Source organism: Paraburkholderia sp. FT54 (assembly GCF_031585635.1).
Classification (GTDB): domain Bacteria; phylum Pseudomonadota; class Gammaproteobacteria; order Burkholderiales; family Burkholderiaceae; genus Paraburkholderia.
In genome coordinates, this window is record NZ_CP134196.1 from 1,605,197 (window position 1) to 1,623,847 (window position 18,651).

At 64.2% G+C, this 18,651-nt stretch carries 19 protein-coding genes; 5 read left to right on the forward strand and 14 right to left on the reverse strand.

Features of this window, described 5'->3' with window-relative positions; genetic code table 11:
• Positions 1 to 113 precede the first annotated feature (113 nt).
• The 3 genes from RI103_RS26725 (at position 114) to RI103_RS26735 (ending at position 3,504) form a co-directional block, all read left to right on the forward strand.
• The gene (locus RI103_RS26725; protein WP_310815457.1) at positions 114 to 1,505 is read left to right on the forward strand and encodes an LLM class flavin-dependent oxidoreductase; all 1,392 of its coding nucleotides are present in this window, start codon (positions 114 to 116) and stop codon (positions 1,503 to 1,505) included.
• A 185-nt stretch (positions 1,506 to 1,690) separates the two neighbouring features.
• Positions 1,691 to 2,233 (forward strand): flavin reductase, encoded by a 543-nt coding sequence (locus RI103_RS26730; protein WP_310815458.1) that lies wholly within the window; start codon positions 1,691 to 1,693, stop codon positions 2,231 to 2,233.
• A gap of 26 nt (positions 2,234 to 2,259) precedes the next feature.
• The gene (locus RI103_RS26735; RefSeq protein ID WP_310815460.1) at positions 2,260 to 3,504 is read left to right on the forward strand and encodes an MFS transporter; all 1,245 of its coding nucleotides are present in this window, start codon (positions 2,260 to 2,262) and stop codon (positions 3,502 to 3,504) included.
• Positions 3,505 to 3,523: 19 nt separating this feature from the next.
• On the opposite strand, the gene RI103_RS26740 is transcribed toward RI103_RS26735, so the two are convergent.
• From RI103_RS26740 to RI103_RS26770, 7 genes are all read right to left on the reverse strand, one after another.
• Positions 3,524 to 3,739, reverse strand: a complete 216-nt coding sequence (locus RI103_RS26740; protein WP_310815462.1) for a hypothetical protein — start codon at positions 3,737 to 3,739, stop codon at positions 3,524 to 3,526.
• 31 nt (positions 3,740 to 3,770) lie between these two features.
• Positions 3,771 to 4,919: a DUF1501 domain-containing protein gene (locus RI103_RS26745; RefSeq protein WP_310815463.1), complete on the reverse strand. Its 1,149-nt coding sequence runs from the start codon at positions 4,917 to 4,919 to the stop codon at positions 3,771 to 3,773.
• Between the two features lie 5 nt (positions 4,920 to 4,924).
• Positions 4,925 to 6,493 carry a DUF1800 domain-containing protein gene (locus RI103_RS26750; RefSeq protein ID WP_310815464.1) on the reverse strand — a complete coding sequence of 523 codons (1,569 nt, stop codon included), beginning with the start codon at positions 6,491 to 6,493 and terminating at the stop codon, positions 4,925 to 4,927.
• 73 nt (positions 6,494 to 6,566) lie between these two features.
• Positions 6,567 to 7,085 (reverse strand): periplasmic heavy metal sensor, encoded by a 519-nt coding sequence (locus tag RI103_RS26755; RefSeq protein WP_310815466.1) that lies wholly within the window; start codon positions 7,083 to 7,085, stop codon positions 6,567 to 6,569.
• Positions 7,082 to 7,501: a hypothetical protein gene (locus RI103_RS26760; protein ID WP_310815467.1), complete on the reverse strand. Its 420-nt coding sequence runs from the start codon at positions 7,499 to 7,501 to the stop codon at positions 7,082 to 7,084. The genes RI103_RS26755 and RI103_RS26760 overlap by 4 nt, the downstream gene beginning before the upstream one ends.
• Complete coding sequence (locus tag RI103_RS26765) at positions 7,498 to 8,115, reverse strand: RNA polymerase sigma factor (protein ID WP_409076991.1); 618 nt, start codon at positions 8,113 to 8,115, stop codon at positions 7,498 to 7,500. Before RI103_RS26765 ends, RI103_RS26760 begins: the two co-directional genes overlap by 4 nt.
• Positions 8,116 to 8,247: 132 nt before the next feature.
• Positions 8,248 to 8,430: a hypothetical protein gene (locus tag RI103_RS26770; protein ID WP_310818638.1), complete on the reverse strand. Its 183-nt coding sequence runs from the start codon at positions 8,428 to 8,430 to the stop codon at positions 8,248 to 8,250.
• Positions 8,431 to 8,769: 339 nt separating this feature from the next.
• Here RI103_RS26770 and RI103_RS26775 point away from each other — a divergent pair, with 339 nt between their 5' ends.
• Positions 8,770 to 9,462, forward strand: a complete 693-nt coding sequence (locus RI103_RS26775; protein WP_310815470.1) for an HAD family phosphatase — start codon at positions 8,770 to 8,772, stop codon at positions 9,460 to 9,462.
• 21 nt (positions 9,463 to 9,483) lie between these two features.
• Here the strand turns inward: RI103_RS26775 and RI103_RS26780 are convergent, their stop codons facing one another.
• The gene (locus tag RI103_RS26780) at positions 9,484 to 9,876 is read right to left on the reverse strand and encodes a carboxymuconolactone decarboxylase family protein (protein ID WP_310815471.1); all 393 of its coding nucleotides are present in this window, start codon (positions 9,874 to 9,876) and stop codon (positions 9,484 to 9,486) included.
• A gap of 308 nt (positions 9,877 to 10,184) precedes the next feature.
• Here RI103_RS26780 and RI103_RS26785 point away from each other — a divergent pair, with 308 nt between their 5' ends.
• Entirely contained in the window at positions 10,185 to 10,433 is a 249-nt protein-coding gene (locus RI103_RS26785) for a hypothetical protein (RefSeq protein WP_310815473.1), read from the forward strand.
• Positions 10,434 to 10,565: 132 nt separating this feature from the next.
• Here the strand turns inward: RI103_RS26785 and cysS are convergent, their stop codons facing one another.
• The 6 genes from cysS to RI103_RS26815 form a co-directional block, all read right to left on the reverse strand.
• Positions 10,566 to 11,954, reverse strand: a complete 1,389-nt coding sequence (cysS, locus tag RI103_RS26790) for a cysteine--tRNA ligase (RefSeq protein WP_310815474.1) — start codon at positions 11,952 to 11,954, stop codon at positions 10,566 to 10,568.
• Positions 11,955 to 12,268: 314 nt separating this feature from the next.
• Positions 12,269 to 12,601: a cytochrome o ubiquinol oxidase subunit IV gene (gene cyoD, locus RI103_RS26795; RefSeq protein ID WP_012426887.1), complete on the reverse strand. Its 333-nt coding sequence runs from the start codon at positions 12,599 to 12,601 to the stop codon at positions 12,269 to 12,271.
• Complete coding sequence (cyoC, locus tag RI103_RS26800; protein ID WP_310815476.1) at positions 12,602 to 13,207, reverse strand: cytochrome o ubiquinol oxidase subunit III; 606 nt, start codon at positions 13,205 to 13,207, stop codon at positions 12,602 to 12,604.
• Positions 13,207 to 15,195 (reverse strand): cytochrome o ubiquinol oxidase subunit I, encoded by a 1,989-nt coding sequence (gene cyoB / locus RI103_RS26805; protein WP_310815477.1) that lies wholly within the window; start codon positions 15,193 to 15,195, stop codon positions 13,207 to 13,209. Before cyoB ends, cyoC begins: the two co-directional genes overlap by 1 nt.
• A gap of 3 nt (positions 15,196 to 15,198) precedes the next feature.
• Entirely contained in the window at positions 15,199 to 16,098 is a 900-nt protein-coding gene (gene cyoA, locus RI103_RS26810; RefSeq protein ID WP_310815479.1) for a ubiquinol oxidase subunit II, read from the reverse strand.
• 369 nt (positions 16,099 to 16,467) lie between these two features.
• Positions 16,468 to 18,024, reverse strand: coding sequence for an NADH-quinone oxidoreductase subunit M (locus RI103_RS26815; protein WP_310815480.1), 1,557 nt, complete (start codon positions 18,022 to 18,024; stop codon positions 16,468 to 16,470).
• Positions 18,025 to 18,651: the final 627 nt, after the last annotated feature.

The window sequence follows — 18,651 nt, forward strand, 5'->3', positions numbered from 1 at the left end:
ATAGTGATTTTTCGTCCACTATATTAAACGCAAGACTGCCGCAGCAGCCTGCACCTCCTCACGCGAGTCGAACACCGACCGCAAGCATTCGTCCACCCCAGCCGGAAGACACCATGCCGAAGGAAATCGTCCTCAACGCTTTTGACATGAACTGCGTCGGCCACATCCAGCAAGGCATGTGGACCCACCCGCGCGATCAGTCGGCGCGCTACACGGATCTGCAGTACTGGACCGACTACGCCCGCACGCTCGAAGCGGGCCTGTTCGACGGCATCTTTTTCGCCGACATCGCCGGCGTCTATGACGTCTACGGCGGCAACCCCGACGCGGCAATTCGCGGCGCCGTGCAGGTGCCGGTCAACGACCCGACGCTGCTGATTCCGGCCATGGCCGCGGTGACGCGGCATCTGTCGTTCGGCGTCACGTCCAATCTCACGGTCGAACAGCCGTATCTGTTCGCACGGCGCATGTCGACGCTCGATCATCTGACGCGCGGCCGGGTCGGCTGGAACATCGTCACCGGCTATCTGGACAGCGCGTCGCGCGCGATCGGCCTGACCGGCCAGATGGCGCACGACGACCGCTACGACCTCGCCGACGAATACATGGAACTGGTCTACAAACTGTGGGAATGCAGTTGGGAAGACGGCGCGGTGCTGCGCGACAGAGTCCGGGGCGTGTATGCGGATGCATCGAAAGTCCATGTGATCCATCATCACGGCAAGCAGTATCGGGTGGACGCCATGCATCTGAGCGAGCCATCGCCGCAGCGCACGCCTGTGCTTTATCAGGCGGGGTCGTCGGCGCGCGGCAAACGGTTCGCCGCGGCGCACGCGGAGTGCGTGTTCGTCAACGGCCAGGCGCGACCGGCCGTGAAAGCGATCGTCGACGATATTCGAGCGCATGCCGTTGCGGGTGGTCGCAATGCGCACGACATCAAGGTGCTGCTCGGGCAAACCGTCATCACCGGACGCACGGACAGCGAGGCGAAGGAGAAGTACGCGGAGTACCAGCGTTATGTCAGTTCCGAGGCGGCGCTCGTGCATGCGGCGGCATCGCTCGGAATCGACTTCGCGCGCTACGACCTCGACGAGCCGATCGAAACCGGCAAGAGCCAGGCCATCGTGTCGAACGTCGAAGCCATGACGCGCGCCGCCGGTCCGCAATGGACCAAACGCAAGCTGCTCGAACAGATGGTGCTGGGCAGCCGTCAGGCGCCGCTCGTCGGCTCGGCCGAACGGGTGGCGAGCGAGTTGATCGCATGGACAGAGGAAGCGGGCGTGGACGGCTTCAACCTGTCGCGCACGGTCGCGCCGGAATGCTTCGAGGATTTCATCGCGCACGTCGTGCCGATTCTGCAGGAACGCGGCGCCTACAAGCGAGCGTATCGTGAGGGCACGTTGCGCGAAAAACTCTTCGGGCATGCGCGTTTGCCGGCTAACCATACGGCGGCGAAGTTTCGCTCGCCGGATTGTGCCGTGACGCCCGTCCCGGGCGATGCCTGACATCGGCGCCGTGATGCACGCTTCAGTCATACGCGTTCGGCTGCCAGGCGCGAAGCTGCAAGATGCCGCTCGCCCGTTTGCGTCACCGCCCAGGTTCCAGGTAATCCTTATCGATAGCACCGTTACGCAGGTTTTCACTTCGCGCCGGCATGCAGCGGCGCGGCGACTTCTCCGCAGAGGCTCCCATGCTTGACAAGAGCACCTTCCGCGACGCGATGGCCGGCCTCGGCGCCGCCGTCAACATCATCACGAGCGATGGCGCCGCGGGTCTGGCCGGCTGCACCGCGTCGGCGGTCTGCGGCGTGACGGACGAGCCGCCCACGCTGCTCGTCTGCATCAATCGCAGCAGCCGCAACAACGCGGCCTTTCGCGCCAATGGCAAGCTCTGCGTCAACGTGCTGAGCGCGGAGCAGCAGACGCTCGCCGCGCGCTTCGCCACCAGCACACTGCCGATGGCGGAACGCTTTGCCGCCGCGCAATGGGATACCCTCGCGACAGGCGCACCGGTCCTGCATGGCGCACTCGCTTCACTGGACTGCGAGATCGAATCGGTCACCGAAGTCGGCACGCACACAGTATTCTTTTGCGCCGTCAAAGCCGCGCATACGCAGGTCGCGGGCGACGCGCTGATCTACTACGGCCGCCGCTACCACCGTGTCGGCGCACGCTCCGTGCACGCGACGCACGCGGCCGAAGCCGGCGCGCTCGCCGCTGAATCGGCCGGCTAACGCAGGACGCACGGCACAAGACACGCATGAAAGAAGCCTCGGCAAGCCCGCATCGATCGAGCCGCGCGACGGCCGGCAAGACGCGTTCGCTCGTGATTCTGCTGCTCTGCCAGGTGGGCGCGATGAGCGTGTGGTTTTCATCGTCGGCCGTGGTGGCGATCGTCAGGCAGGCAGAGAGTCTGTCTGCCTTGCAGGCGACCTTGCTCACGAGCGCCGTGCAGGCCGGATTCGTAGCCGGCACCATCACGAGCGCCCTGCTCTCCCTCGCCGACCGCTTCGATCCGCGGCGGCTCTTCATGGCCAGCGCGCTGACGGCTGGCGCGGCCACCGCGTGTCTCGTGTTCCTCGCGCCGGCGAGTCCGCTCGCGATCCTGCTGCGGCTATTGACGGGCATCTGCATGGCCGGCGTCTACCCGGTCGGCATGCGGCTCGCGGCGACCTGGGCAAAGGGCGACCTGGGCCTGTTGATCGGACTGCTGGTCGGTGCGCTGACCTTCGGCTCGGCGAGTCCGCATCTGTTGGCGGCGCTCGGCGGTTCGAACTGGCGCGCGATCTATGGCATTTCGGCATGCTGCGCGTTGCTGGCGGGCGTCGCGATTCTGCTGTGCGGCGTCGGCCCGAACATGGCGCGCGCGACGCGCATCGAATGGTCCGCGCTGGCCGGTGCCTGGCGCAACCCCGCGTTGCGGCTCGCGAACTTCGGCTATCTCGGCCACATGTGGGAGTTGTACGCGATGTGGGCGTGGCTCGCGGTGTTCCTGCAAGCGAGCTTTGCGGCGGCCGGCATGCCGGAGCCGCGCGCGGCGGCCGAATGGCTGACCTTCGGCGCGGTCGCGGCGGGCGCGCTCGGCGCGTGGCTCGGCGGCGTGCTGGCGGATCGCCTGGGCCGCACCACCGTGACGATCGGCGCGATGGCGGTGAGCGGCGCGTGCGCCGCGCTGATGGGCTGGCTGCTCGGCGCGCCGGTCTGGCTGGTTGGCGGCGTGGCGCTGTGCTGGGGTATTTCGGTAATCGCCGATTCCGCGCAGTTCTCGGCGAGCATTGCGGAACTCGCCGAACCTGCATCGATCGGGACGTTATTGACCGCGCAGACCTGCGCGGGTTTTCTGTTGACGCTGGTAAGCATTCATCTGGTGCCGGACGTCGTCGCGCTGGCGGGTTGGCGTGGCGCCTTCAGCATGCTCGCGATCGGGCCGATTCTCGGCTGCATCGCGATGGCGCGTTTGCGGCGTTTGCCGGATGCGCGACGGCTTGCGGGCGGCCGGCGCTAACAGGCGGGCCGCTGCCGGGTCATCCTCTCCAATGTCCCGGCACCCACGCCCAGTGGTTGCCTTCCCAACGGTAGTGGCCTTTGACCCAGTGATAGCCCGGCGCGGGCGCGGCAGGCACCACTTCGACGAGCGGCTCGGGTTGCGGCGGCCGGCCCGGCTCGACCACGCAGGCTGACAACAGCGCGGCGCAAAGACCCGCGAGCGATACGGCGCGTACAGTCGATATCGTTTTCAAGTTCCTCTCCTGAGAGTCGCGGCGACCGCCGCTACGCGCGCACGATGCCGCTCAGCGGCCGCCCCGCCGCCGTCTGACCGAACAGCGCGGAGGCCGTGCGCTGCGGGTCGAGCCCGAGGCTTTCGCTCGCGGCGCCGGCGATCAACGCATCGAGCGAGATGGTCGGCTTGAGGTCGCGCGCTTCGTAAAGGTCGTGCGGCGCGAGGCCCGGCCAGTCGGCGATCACACGCCCGCCCTGCACCGAGCCGCCCAGCACCATCGCGACCGAACCCGTACCGTGGTCGGTGCCGCCCGTGCCGTTGGCGGCGGCGGTTCTGCCGAACTCTGTGGCGACCAGCACGGTGGTGTTGCTCCACAACGGGCCCATGCCGTCGCGCAATGCCGCAAGCATCGTATCGAGCGCCTTCAACTGATTGGCGAGGCGCGCGTTCTGCGCGCTGTGCGTGTCCCAGCCGCCGGTTTCGATCATCGCGATCCGTGGCCCGTTCTCGCGTGACAGGAAGCCGGCGGCGAGCTTGCCGAGACTCGCCGGATCCTGGCGCGCGCTGGCGTCGCCCGCGAGGCCGCGCGCGGCCATCGCCGACTCCCATAGCGGGCGCAACTGCGCGTCCTGCTCGTAGAGTTGCGAGACCCGCGTGAGCAGATCGTCGGGAGCTTGCGGCAGCGCCGAGGGCGCGTATGACGTCACCGCCGCCTGTCCGCGCAACGCCATCGGCACAGTCGGCGCGAAGGCAATCGCATTCTCACGCGTGGCCGGCAACTGCGCGACGAGCCGGTTCAACCAGCCGTCTTTCATCTGATACGGCGAGGTGCCGCCGGTCTCGAGCACGTTCTGTCCGTCGAAGTGCGAACGGTCGCGATACGGCGACGCCACCGCGTGCACGAACAGCGCCTGATGGTTCGCATACATCGCAGCGGTCTGCGTCAGCGCGGGATGCAGCGCGAAGGTGCCGTTCAGGCGCGGCGCGTTCGACGTGTCGATGGCAAGCGCGCCGCGCAATGTGGCGTAGGCGGGTTCGGCGTAGGGCACGACGATGTTCAGACCGTCGGCGGCGCCGCGCTGGATCACGAACACGAAACGGCGCTCGGTGGCGACGCTCGCGAACGCGATGCGCGGCGCCACGAGCATCGTGCCCGCGCCGGCGGCGGTGACGCTCAGAAACTTGCGGCGTGACAGCATGGCATTCATCTCCGTTGAAAATCCGGCGAGACCAGCAGCAGCGCGATCGCGGTCGAGGCGCTTTCGGCACGCGAAACCGCCGTGGCCGTCGGCGCACTGAGCGAACCGGCGAGCAGGGTCTGGCCGAGCGAGCGCGCATCGAGCCGGTCGCCGACTTGCGAGGCGAACCGCTGCGCCACTTCGACCCGACGCACGAGCGCGTCGGGCGCGGCCCAGCTCGCGGCGATGTCGTCGTAACCGGCGGGCGAGCCCGGGCGCCACACCGGCTGGCCGAGCTGCGTGAGAATGGGCGCCGCCTGCAGGCTGCCGAGGTCCTGCCAGCCGAGCCCGCGCATCGAGGAGATGGTCCACTCCCACGGCGTCTTGAACTTCACGGCGGTGGGCGACCACGCCTGCGGCATGTCGATCAAGGCGCGGTAGACGGTCGGCAGATCACCGCCGCTGCGCTCGAACGCGCTCGCCAGACGCTCGCTCACGCCGGGCGGCGGATTGTCGGCGATGAAATGACGGGCCAGCTTGCCGCCGATATGCTGCGCCGTCGCCGGCGCGCTTGCGAAGTCATGCAGGATCGCGAGCGCCTGCTCTTCGCCGGCTTGATCGTAGCGACGGCCCATGATGGTCCGCGAGCCGGGCTCGTGCAGCGCGGCGCGAAACACGAACGTGCCCGGCGCGGCGTTCCGCTGCATGGCCAACCTGCCCGCATTGCCGGCATTCGCGGCGTTGGTCGGATTGCCCGCGACACTCCAGCCCGTCAGCGCGCGGGCGAATTCGCTGACGTCGTCCTGGCTGTAGCCGCTGCGCACGCCGAGGGTGTGCAACTCCATGATTTCGCGCGCGAGGTTTTCGTTCAGGCCGCGTTTGCGATCCGGATTGCGCTGCGCCGCGCGTATGGCCGCCATGCTGTCCGGTCCGACCGAGCGCGTCTGATCGAGAAACAGCTGCATGGCGGGATGCCGCTCGACCGCCACCAGCATGTCTTCAAAACGGCCCAGCACATGCGGGCGAATCGCCTCGGCCTCGAACGAGCCGGCCAGCGCCGCGACGCCCGGCTTTTCGGTGGAGACCGCGAAGTGGTTGGCCCAGAAATGCACCAGCCGCTCGACGAATGGCGTCTGCGTGGTCAGCGCACTCGTCACGCGTGCATTCACCGATGAGCGGTACAGGTCGAGTATTTCGCGACGAATGACTTTTCGTTCGGCTTGCCTGGCAGTTTGTGCGTTTGTCTGCGTCGGGCTTTGTGCGGCGGCCTGCGCATTCGCTGGTGCGTTCGCCTGAGCACGGGTTTGCCCGTCCGGCTGCGCCATGTTCTGCGCGTTCGCTGGAGGAGTCGCCGCGCCCTCGCCCGTATTCTGACGAGCCTGCTGATTGAATTGCATGCGCTGCTGCATCAGTTCGGTCGACAGCGCCACCGAGTCGGGCTGACTCGCCCACGTAGTCGGCCGCGCCTGGTATTGCTCGAACTGGGCGAGCAGCCAGGCTTTCGGATCGGCGGGCGGCGTGTCGCCGGCACGCGCGCCCAGGCCGAAGCGGTTCAGCGCAATCGCCGCGGTGTTCAGGTTCGGTGAGTTGCCCATACCATCCTCTTCGGCATTGGATATTCCTTCAACGGCCACCACGCGAAAATCCGTCGCGGCTGCTTCAGTTTTTTTACTCGCCCGAAGATTCGCTCGATGCCTGATTCGCTGGTTTCTTCGCATTCGCCGCCGGCGCAGGTTCCCGCCACTGCCCACGCACCTTCAGGTTGTCGGCGAACCGGACCCGCTCCTCGGGCGACAGGGTCGCCGCGAAATCCGCCACGCTGCCTTCCATTTGCGCGCGCAGACGGCTGTCGGCCTCGCGCGTGCGGGCGAGCGCGGCATCGAGCGCGGCGCGATCGAACTGCGGCGCCGCCAGCAGACGCAACACTTCACGACGCCCTTCGCGGCCTTCGCGAGCATATTGCCGGCCGTCGCGGCGCGCATCTTTCAAACCGCCGACAAAGGCTTTCTGGCGGTCGGCCGAGAGCGTTTCCGCGGCGAAGCGCAGCGCGCGCTGTTGCGCCAGCACCGGCACCGTCGCGCCGCGCGCGGCAAACCATTGATAAGCGCCGCCGACGATCGCGCCCACCAGAAACACATTCAGCACCAGCGAGGCCGCCAGCACGATTTTCCACGACCGGCCGTTCATTCGTCGCTCCAATCGGCGGACGAACCGCCGAAGCTCGATGTCAAATAAGACCACTCATGCGCCTGCTGCCCCGTTCCCGTCAGCACGAAGAACGACACGGCGAAAGCGCCGGCCACACCGCCCAGCAGTCCGACGCCCGCGACCGCCGCGCCCGACCACCACAAGTGCCGCCGCGGCGCGGTCGGCTGCCTGACCGGCGCGCTGTCGAGCACGAGTTTCATCAGCAACGCGTCCGGCGGTTCGACCTTATCGGCGGCGAGCCACGCATCGACACCGGCCGCCTGCGCCAGCAGCGCATCGGCTTCGGTGCGATGCGATTGCGCCCACGCCTGCGCCGCCGGGCGGTCCTCCTGCGGCCAGCGGCGCGGCTCGGCGCCGTAGGCTTCGACGATCTGCTGAAATCTTTCGGGCGTCATGACTTGTCCTTGCTAAGGCCGCTGCCGGCCAGTTGAGCGCGCAGATTGCGGCGCGCGCGGGCCAGCAGACTCTCCAACGCATCGACGCTGATGCCCATCAGGGCTGCGGCGTCGATGTTCGACATCTCCTGGTAGTAGCTGAGTACCAGCGCCTCGCGCTGGCGTGCCGGCAACGCGGCGAGTGCGTCGCGAATCCGCTGGTCCTGGGCGCGCGTTTCGAGTCCGGCCTCAGGCGACGGCGCGGGATCGACCTCCTCGGGCATCTCGTCGCGCGACTCTTCGCGCCGGCCGCGCAGCCGGTCATAGCAAAGATTGATCGCGACGCGATGGACCCACGTGTCGAACTTCGCATCGCCTTCCCGCCAGCGCGACGCCTGTTTCCAGATGCGCACGAACACCTCCTGCGCCACGTCTTCCGCTTCCATGCGGTCGCCCAGCATGCGGGTGGCGAGCGCGAGCAGACGCGGCAGCTTGCGCGAGACGAGCGAGCGGACAGCGGCCGGATCTTGCCGGCCGACCAGTTCGAGCAGTTCCGCGTCGGGATCGCGTTCACTCAAGGCATGGCGCTCCTCGGCGCGAGTGCGTGGCGCAGCATGGATCGCGTCACGGGACAAACTCGAGCCACGTACACGCGACTCGCTCTGATGCCTCTCATGCTAGCCATACCTCATCCGGATGGTTGTGCGCGCACCGGCTCGAATGGGGCGCGCGGACAGCGACGACACGTCTTACCATGCACACGGCGATCAATATACGACGCCCGCCGGCCAATAGCAGGCCGGCCGCGCCGGGTACACCACACAGCCGGCGAGCGGCGCCGCCACCGCTTCGACGCGCGGCGGCGGCGCCACCGGCGCGACGCTCACCGCCTGTGCGAAGGCCGGCGCCGCAGTGCACGTGGCGGCGCAGGTCAGGGCTACGGTCAGCATGGCGGCGAGCAGGCGAGCCGGTTTGGTGGATGTGATGCTGGCTTCTCCGACAAAAAGCCGAGGCCGGAAACGGCTCCGTTTCTTCTTGAACGCAGCAGCGGCAAAAATCCGTCGCTGCAGGCTGTGTGGAAAATTCGAAAGGGAAGAAGGATGTGGGGAAGAACTGCGATGAAACGCAAGGCGCGGGGGTCGCAGCCATTCCCGCGTTGTCGCGCGACAGGTACAGGGACTGCCCTGCCGGCCCTGGCGCAAGGGCTGCCCGCGTGGCCTCTGCGCTGCGGCGCACGAGCCGGTGAGGTATCCTTGCCGGTTCCGCGAACCCTATGCGTATCCTGCCCGATGGCCGATTTCCCCTTCGACGCCGTACTCTTCGACTGCGACGGTGTGCTCGTCGACTCCGAACCCATCACGAACCGCGTGCTCACCGACATGCTCGGCGAGCTGGGCTGGCACTTGAGCGTGGAAGAGACGATGCGTATCTTCGTCGGCAAGGCCGTGCGGGACGAAGCCGCGTTGATCGAAGCGCGCACCGGCTTCGCGATCACGACAGACTGGCTCACGCAGTTTCGCGCGCGCCGCAATGCGGCGCTGGATATCGAACTCGTTGCGATTCCCGGCGCGCCGGATGCGGTGCGCGCGCTTCATGCGGCGCTGAATGGCCACATCGCGGTGGCGTCCGGCGCGGATCGTATCAAGGTGGAGATGCAGCTAGCCAAGGCGGGGATTCTCGACTGCTTCGAAGGACGCATTTTCAGCGGTCACGAAATGCCTCGCAGCAAGCCTTTTCCCGACGTCTATCTGGCCGCTGCCGCAGCGCTGGGCGTGGACCCGCGCCGTTGCGCGGTGATCGAGGACACGGTCACAGGCGCGGCCGCGGGCGTGGCTGCGGGCGCCACCGTGTTCGGCTATTGTCCGCTCGAACTCGGCCACAGCAGCGCGACCGCCTTGCATGGCGCGGGTGCCGCGCATGTGTTCAGAGCCATGGACGCGTTGCCCGCCTTGCTGGCGGGGTGGCGCGGCGTATCGCACTGAATATCGCGCCAGCTGCGGCGCTTACTCGAAAGCCGGATCGATCGGCACGCGATATCCCACCGCCAGCCGGTTCGTCTCGTTGGCCATGCCCACCACCGCGAGCAATTCGCCGAACATCTCGTCGGTCATGCCGGCGCGGCGCGCTGCCGCCGTGTGGCTCGCCACGCAGTAGCCGCAGTTGTTCGTCACGCTCACCGCGACGTAGAGCAGTTCCTTGATGAGCGGATCGAGCGCGCCCGGCGCCATGACGTCTTTCAGACTGCCCCATGTACGCGCCAGGGTCGGTGGATGCTGGGCGATGTACTTCCAGAAGTTGTTGACATCGTCGACCTGACGGGTTTGCTTGATATCGTCGTAGACGGCTTTGACTTGCGGCGACGCCGCTGAATATTCGACGGCTTTGAACTGGCTCATGTGTTTTCCTTTCTTTGCTGACGAGATTCGGTGAACCGGCGCGCAATGCGCACGATTCACGGTGACGGTCCATTGTGACGTGATTTTCAGCGAGCTTCACCACTGCATAACGGGCGGACGGATGTCGGCGAATTGCCGACATCGCCTTGCGCCCAGTTGGCCGATCTCCATCACACTTGCTCGGGAAAACGGCGGAGAAGCAAGCGGCACGCCGCTTTGCCGCCCATGGCATGGTGTGTGCGATCAACAGGCCTGAGTGCGGCACTTTTCCGCTCTCCTCGATCCACTCACTCCGCTGGAGATCCACCATGAAAACGCTCGTCCTCAAAGACCTGGCCCGCATCGACGAACTCGACCGCACGGCGTCGCTATCGATTCGCGGCGGCATTGCCTACCTGACACGTGAAGCACCTTCCGGCTGCGGCGGCCTGGAACAGCCCGCGCTCATCCGACGCGGTTGGGATGCATGTCCGCCGGTTCACTTCGGTTGTGGCCCGGTGTACTTCCCGTTCGACAAGCTGCCTTCGCACTCGGAACCGAAGGTGGTGCCGCTGTAGTGTGCCGGCACGGCCCGTTGGAAAACGGCGCGGCGGTTGCGCAAGCCTGAACGCTGCCGCCGTGCCGTCTGTCCGCCTGTGCGTCTGTCCGCCTGTGCGTCTGTCCGTCTGTCTGTCTGCCGGTCTGTCGCGCTATTTCCCTTTGTCGCGTTGCCGCAGCACGGGGCCGCTCGCGCTGTCTTCCACCAGCCAGCCGGCCGCCGTCAACACGTCACGCAAACGGTCCGCTTCGGTCCATTGCTTCGCGGCGCGTGCCTGCTCGCGTTCGTCCGCCAGCGCCGCAATATCCTCTGGAATCGCGGCCGCGTCATCGTCTTGCCAGTCGGCGAGGCGCAATCCCAGCACAGCATCGAAGCAATCGACGGTGGCCCTTCGCGTCGCCACCGGCAGATCGCTTCTGACCACGTCCCATAGCTCCGCGAGCGCGCGCGGCAGGTTCAGGTCGTGATCGACCTCCGCCTTGAAGCGCGCCACGCTCGGCGCGTCCGGCGTGCCGCCTTGCGGCCACTGCACATAGCTTCTGCGCAAGCGGTCCAACGCGGCTTGCGCTGCATCCAGCGCGGCCTCGCTGAAGCGCAAGCTGCTGCGGTAGTGCGCGCTCAGGCATAAATAGCGATACGCGAGCGGATCGTTGCCACGCTCGATCAACGTTTGCAAACGCACGAAATCGCCGCCCGACTTCGACATCTTGCCGGCGTCCAGCAACAGAAAATGGCCGTGCATCCAGAAGTTCGCGAGGCGCGTGCCATGGCGCGCCTGGGTTTGCGCGATCTCGTTGCTGTGATGCACGGGAATGTGATCTTCGCCGCCGCAATGAATGTCGAACCATGGGCTCAGATACTTCGCCGACATCGCCGAGCACTCGATATGCCAGCCGGGAAAGCCGCGGCCCCACGGACTGTCCCACTCCATTTGCCGCATGGCGCCGGGCGGACTGAATTTCCACAGCGCGAAGTCGGTCGCGCGCTGCTTCTCGCCGGGCGCGACACGTTTGCCGGCCTGCAAGCCCGCCACATCGAGACGCGCCAGATAACCGTAGTCATCCTGACGGCTGGTGTCGAAATAGATGCCGTCGGCCGTGCGGTACGTATAGCCGTTGCGCTCCAGTTCGGCGATAAAGTCGATCTGCTCCGCGATGTGATCGGTCGCGCGGCACCACGCGGCAGGCTCGAGCAGATTGAGCGCGCGCCAGTCGTTCATGAACGCCGCCGTGTACCGCCCGGCGATCGCCCACGCCGATTCGCCGGTGCGCCGGCTGCCCTTCTCCATCTTGTCTTCGCCTTCGTCCGCATCGGATACGAGATGGCCGACGTCGGTGATGTTTACCACGTGTCGAACGTTGTATCCGTTCAGCGCCAGCGCGCGCCGCAGCACGTCTTCGAATACGTAGGTTCGGAGATTGCCGATATGCGCGTGGTCGTACACCGTCGGGCCGCAGCAATACAGGCCGACGCGATCGGGATGAATCGGCGTGAATTCGCGCACGGCGCGCGACCAGGTGTCATAGAGGCGAAGCGGCATGTCATGTCTCCAGGCGCTGGTGTTCAAAAGCAAAAAGGCCACCGGTCGTGTGACGGGTGGCCTCAGGGATGCGGACGTGCGCAGATCGACTCGCTAGACGCAAGCTCCCCTCGGCAGGCTGTGACAGCATGCGCGCAAAGAATGCGGACGGGAAAGGATAGAAGCGATCATGGAAACGATCCTAACGCGGCTTCCCCGGTTCGGTCAACATCGAGGGCGCTCAAGCGGATAGCGCGTTTCGGTCCGCCAAGAAAAAAGCCCCGCAAGACTTGCGCCTTGCAGGGCTCCGTTTTTTCAGCAGTCAGTTCGCTGGTCTAGCGCGACATCATGTGCATGCTGACGTTGTGCATGACCCACAACGTGCCGCCGATCACGATGACCGCGGTCAGCAGCGTGAAGGCAAACGCCATCACATTCCAGCGCTGCTCCGACGACGTATTCAGATGCAGGAAGAAAATTAGGTGCACGACGATCTGCACGAGCGCTAGGCCCGCGATCGCGAGCAACGCGTTCTCGCCCGTCAACGTGCCGGTCATGACAAGGCCGAAAGCGGCGACGGTCAGGACGACGGAGAGAATGAAGCCCGTCGTATAGCTGCCGATGCTGCCGTGACTTTCACCTGCGTGGGCGTTATGGCTATGGTCCATTTAGATCACGCTCGCGAGATAGACAAAGGTGAAGACGCCGATCCACACGACGTCCAGAAAGTGCCAGAAAAGGCTCAGGCACGTCAGGCGAATCATGTCGCGTTCGGTCAGATCGCGATGGCTCATCACCTGAATGGCGAGCACCACCATCCAGATCAGGCCGCACGTAACGTGCAAACCGTGCGTGCCGACCAGCGTGAAGAACGACGACAGGAACGCGCTACGGCTCGGGCCGGCGCCTTCGGCGATCAGGTGCGAGAACTCGCGCAGTTCCAGCACGAGAAACGCGAGACCGAGCAGGAAGGTCACGCCGAGCCAGAACAGCAGCGCGCCCTTCTTCTTCTTGTGCGCGCCGAGCATCGCGAAGCCGTACGTGATGCTGCTCAGGAGCAGCATCGTCGTTTCGAGCGCGACGCCCGGAATCTCGAACAGATCCTTGCCGCTCGGACCGCCCGCGAACTGGTGGCCCATCACCGCGAACACTGCGAACAGCGCCGCGAAGATGATGCAGTCGGTCATCAGATACAGCCAGAAACCGAATACCGATTGCGACGGTACGTGGTCCGCGTCGTGATGCGAGCCTACGTCAATAGTCTTGGTTGACATCAATCCACCTCCAACGCGACCTGCGCACCAGCGCCGGAGCGTTTCTCTTCAATCGCCGCGACCGTGGCGGCCGGGATGTAATAGCCTTCGTTCTTCTGGAAGCTGTAGACAATCACAGTGCCGATCGCGCCGACCAGGCCGATGATGGCCAGCCACCAGATGTGCCAGACACCGGCAAAGCCGAGCACCAGCGAGAACAGACCGGCGATCACACCCGCCGACGTATTCGACGGCATGTGAATGTCGCGATACACCGGCTTCGCTTGCGTGTCCTTACGCGACTTCATGTCGGTGAACGCGTCCAGCTTGTGCACCGTCGGGATGATCGCGAAGTTGTAGACCGGCGGCGGCGAGCTCATCGCCCATTCCAGCGTGTGGCCATCCCACGGGTCGCCCGTGACGTCGCGGTTCTGCGGCAGATTGCGATCGCGGATACTGACGACGATCTGCGCCACCTGCAAAGCGATACCGATAGCGATCAGCGCCGCACCGCCCGCGGCCAGAATCAGCCACGGGTGCCACAGCGGGTTGTCATAGTGGTTGATACGGCGCGTCATGCCCATGAAGCCCAGCACGTACAGCGGCGTGAACGCGACCCAGAAACCGATCTGCCAGAACCAGAACGATGCCTTGCCCAGCTTTTCGTTCAGCTTGAAGCCGAACGCCTTCGGGAACCAGTAGTTGAAGCCGGCCAGATAGCCGAACAGCACGCCACCGATGATCACGTTGTGGAAGTGAGCAATCAGGAACAGGCTGTTGTGCAGCACGAAGTCCGCGCCCGGGATCGCCATCATGACGCCGGTCATGCCACCGATCGTGAAGGTGATCATGAAACCGATGGTCCACAGGATCGGCGGAGTGAACGTCAGACGGCCCTTGTAGATCGTGAACAGCCAGTTGAACACTTTCACGCCGGTCGGAATCGCGATCACCATGGTGGCGATACCGAAGAACGCGTTGACGTCAGCGCCCGAACCCATCGTGAAGAAGTGATGCAGCCACACGAGGAACGACAGCACCATGATCGCGCAGGTCGCCCACACCATCGTCTTGTAGCCGAACAGCGGCTTCTTCGCAAAGGTCGCCACGACTTCCGAGAAGATACCGAACGCCGGCAGGATCAGGATGTACACCTCGGGGTGACCCCAGGCCCAGATCAGGTTCAGGTACATCATGGCGTTGCCGCCGCCGTCGTTCGTGAAGAAGTGCATGCCGAGATAGCGGTCCAGACCCAGCAGCGCGAGCGTCACGGTCAGGATCGGGAACGAGGCCATGATCAGCACGTTGGTGCAGAGCGCGGTCCACGTGAAGACCGGCATCTTCATGAACGTCATGCCCGGCGCGCGCATCTTCACGATCGTCGCGAAGAAGTTCACACCGGTCAGCAAGGTGCCGATACCGGAGAGCTGCAGACTCCACAGGTAATAGTCGACCCCCACACCCGGACTGAACTGCAGCTCGGAAAGCGGCGGATAAGCCAGCCAGCCGGTTTGCGCGAATTCACCGATCACCAGCGAGATGTTGATCAGGATCGCACTGACCGCGGTCATCCAGAAGGAGAGCGAGTTGATGAACGGGAACGCGACGTCGCGTGCGCCAATCTGCAGCGGCACGATGATGTTCATCAGGCCGATCATGAACGCCATCGCCATGAAGAAAATCATGATGACGCCGTGCGCCGTGAACACCTGGTCGTAGTGATGCGGCGGCAGGTAGCCCGGGTTCGCATAAGCGAGCGCCTGTTGCAAACGCATCATGATTGCGTCCGCGAAGCCGCGGAACAGCATGATCAAGGCAACGACGATGTACATCACGCCCAGTTTCTTGTGGTCCACCGACGTGAGCCACTCGGTCCACAGATAGCGCCACTTGCCGAAATAGGTGATCAGGCCCAGGACCGTCGCGCCGCCGATGGCGATCATCGCGGCCGTCACCATGATGATCGGCTCGTGGTACGGAATCGAGTCTAGTGAGAGTTTTCCGAACATGCGTTACCCCTTACCCTGTGGCGCACAGTTGGCGTCCTTCATGTTGTCGAGGACGTTACCGTTGTTGTATCGGGCAATGATGTTGTGAAAGAGCTTTGGATCGACGGTCGAGAAGTAGCGCACGGGCTCTTTCTCGGTCGGCGCGGATACCGTGTGATAACGGTCCATGCTGAGGTTGTCCGACGAAGCGCGTACCTTCGCAACCCATGCATTGAACTCCTCAGGCGAGGTGGCGAGCGCACGGAACTTCATGTCCGAGAAACCCTTGCCGCTGAAATTCGCCGAGGTGCCCGCGTAGTTGCCGGCTTCGTCCGCGATCAGATGCAGGCGCGTTTGCATGCCCGCCATCGCGTAGATCTGGCCGCCGAGTTGCGGGATGAAGAACGAGTTCATCACCGTGTCCGACGTGATCGTGAAATTCACCGGCGTGCCGACCGGGAACGCCAGCTGGTTCACCGACGCAATGCCGAGGTCCGGATAGATGAACAGCCACTTCCAGTCGAGCGCGACGACTTCGACGTTGATCGGCTTGACCTGCGACTCGAGCGGCTTGTACGGATCGAGTTCGTGCGTGGTCTTCCACGTCAACACGGCGAGGAACAGAATGATCAGCGTCGGGATCGTCCAGATGGCGATTTCGATACCGGTCGAATGCACCCAGCCCGGACGGTAGTCGGCGTCTTTGTTCGACGCACGGTAGCGCCACGCGAACAGCAGCGTGAGCGCAATCACCGGAACGACCACGATCAGCATGGCCCAGGTGGACGTCGCAATCAGTTGACGTTCCGCAAGACCCACACTCCCCTTCGGATTCAGAATATCGAGGTTGCTGCAACCCGAGAGCAACAACACGAGGCTGCCGGAAAGGAAACCCGCCGACCCCCGTAGAGTCTTTCCTTTCATATCCATTGCCTCTTTTGTACGTCTTCAACGAACGTCATTCGACCGCTCTCCAATAGTAAGCGCTCGCATAATAGGGGGACGTTCGACCGTAATAAACACTCGATTTAGCAACGATCTATTGCGTCGCAGCACCGTGCGACATGTTGCCGCATGCGTGCGCACAGATGAACTCTGCAAGGCCCCGTGGCGGGGTATCGAAGTTTCGACGAACTGCAAAAACCCCTTTAAACAAGCGCGAAAACGCAACGCGGGCTGACTACCCGCGTTGCGCGTCATGCGTGCAAAGAGACTTGATCCATAAGTAAAAAACGCGTTGCTGAAGCAGCAGTCGCAGCGCGAATGCTGCGCCTGCTCAGTACTTCCGTTCGATCAACCCGGCGAGCGGGTCGCCACGACCGCGGGTGCGGGCACGGCAGCTTGCAGGTGCTCGCCGCCATCGGCCGGCGCGGCGTCCGAAGGATGAGCCGAGCGTTCCGATTGCGCCAGCAGCGTGCCGACCGACGGATCGATCGCATCCGTGAATGGTTTCGGATTGATGCCGATAGCGAGCACCAGCAGCGCCATCGCGCCGAGCAGCACGAACTCGCGCTTGCCGAGGTCCTTGAGGTTGGCGACGCGCGCGTTGGCGATCGCGCCGAAGATCACGCGCTTGTACATCCACAGCGTGTAGGCCGCGCTCAGAATCAGGGTGGTGGCCGCCATTGCGCCGATCCAGAAATTGAAACGGATCGCCCCCATCAACACCATGAACTCGCCGACAAAACCCGAGGTGCCCGGCAGGCCGATGTTGGCCATGGAGAACAGCATCACGAAAGCGGCGAAGCGCGGCATGGTGTTGGCCACACCGCCGTATTCGGCGATCGAGGCGGTCTTGGTGCGGTCGTAGAGCATGCCCGTGCACAGCAGCATGGCGCCCGACACCACGCCGTACGACAGCATCTGCACGATCGCGCCGGCCTGGCCGATGCGGTTGAACACGAACAGGCCGAGCGTGACGAGGCCCATGTGCGCGACAGTCGAATACGCCAGCAGGCGGCGCATGTCGGTCTGCACCAGCGCCAGCAGGCTCGCATAGATCACCGCGACCAGCGAGAGCGTGATCATCATCGGCGCGAAGAAGTGGCTGGCCTGCGGCGCGATCGGCAACGCGAAACGCAGCAGACCGTAGCCGCCCAGCTTCAGCATGCCGATCATCACGGCGGCGCCCGTCGGACCGTCGAGGTGGACGTCCGGCAGCCACGTGTGCAGCGGCCACATCGGCACCTTCACGCCGAAGGCGGCGAGGAAACCAAGGAAGACCAGGACCTGCGGCCACGTGCCGAGGTGCGTCTCACGCCACAGCGCGAGATCGAAGCTGTGCGTCTGGCTGTACAGATACAGCATCGACATCAGCATCATCAACGAGCCGAGGAACGACACGAAGAAGAACTTCACTGCCGCGTACGAGCGGTTCGATTGGCCCCACGTGCCGATCAACAGATAGAGCGGAATCAGCGTGGCTTCGAACGAGATGAAGAACAGCATGCCGTCGAGCGACGTGAACACGCCCTGCATGAAACCCGACAACATCAGGAACGCGCCGAAGTACTGCGCGGTCCGCTCGGTGATCGACTCCCACGAGGCGACCACGATGATGATCGTGGTGAGCGCGGTCAGCGCGACGAGCCACAGCGAAATCCCGTCCACCCCCACATGCCAGGCGATATCGAACGTGGGCGACCAGCGGACGTTCTCGACGAACTGCATCGACGTGACGTCGTTGCGGAAGTTCGACACCAGCGGAATCACCGGCAGGAAACCCGCAACCGCGCCGATCAGCGCAAGCCACCGGGTGCGACTACGTGCCGCGTCGGATCCGGCACGCAAAATGACCAGACCGGCGACAATAGGGATCCAGATGAGAAGGCTAAGAAGAGGCAATGGCATGTGCTCTATCGAAAACTTGAAGTACAAAACGCCGCATCAACGCCTTCAAAAACGAAAGCATTGAAGTGGATATGTAGGCTGGATTTCGCTGAGATTTGACGTGCAATCGGGGTTGGCCGCTACACGTTTACCCGCAGTCAGATGACCAAGGCTGGGAGATTACCAAGATAAGAAAACTTTTGCAGCGCAACAACGCTGCAAGACGCCGCGCAATGCACTCTTGCCACGCCTGCTCTTGCGAAATGGATGAAAATGTGCGCCTGCACAAACGGACGAACGCATTCAGATCGCGGTGGATTTTGTGCGAAAAAGCGCGCAGTTATGGGTCAGATAGAAACTCTTGCGTGAATGCTCAAGCGCGCATCTCAAACTGCAATCGAACATGCCGGTGCATTGTGCGGGCGGAGTCGCCAATCTGGAACGTCCGCAAAAAATTTTGCTTGCCCACGGGCAGAAAATTTTTTTGATCGAGCACTCTAGATAATCCGGCGCGCGGCTCTCAAAAAATTCGACCACATCTGACCAGCGGTTCATCTGTCAGGCCAGGCCCAGCACGTGCGCCAAGCTTCTGCGTGCCTTACAGAAGCCGAATATACTTCGGCGATTCAGGGGCCGATGTTCGTCCAC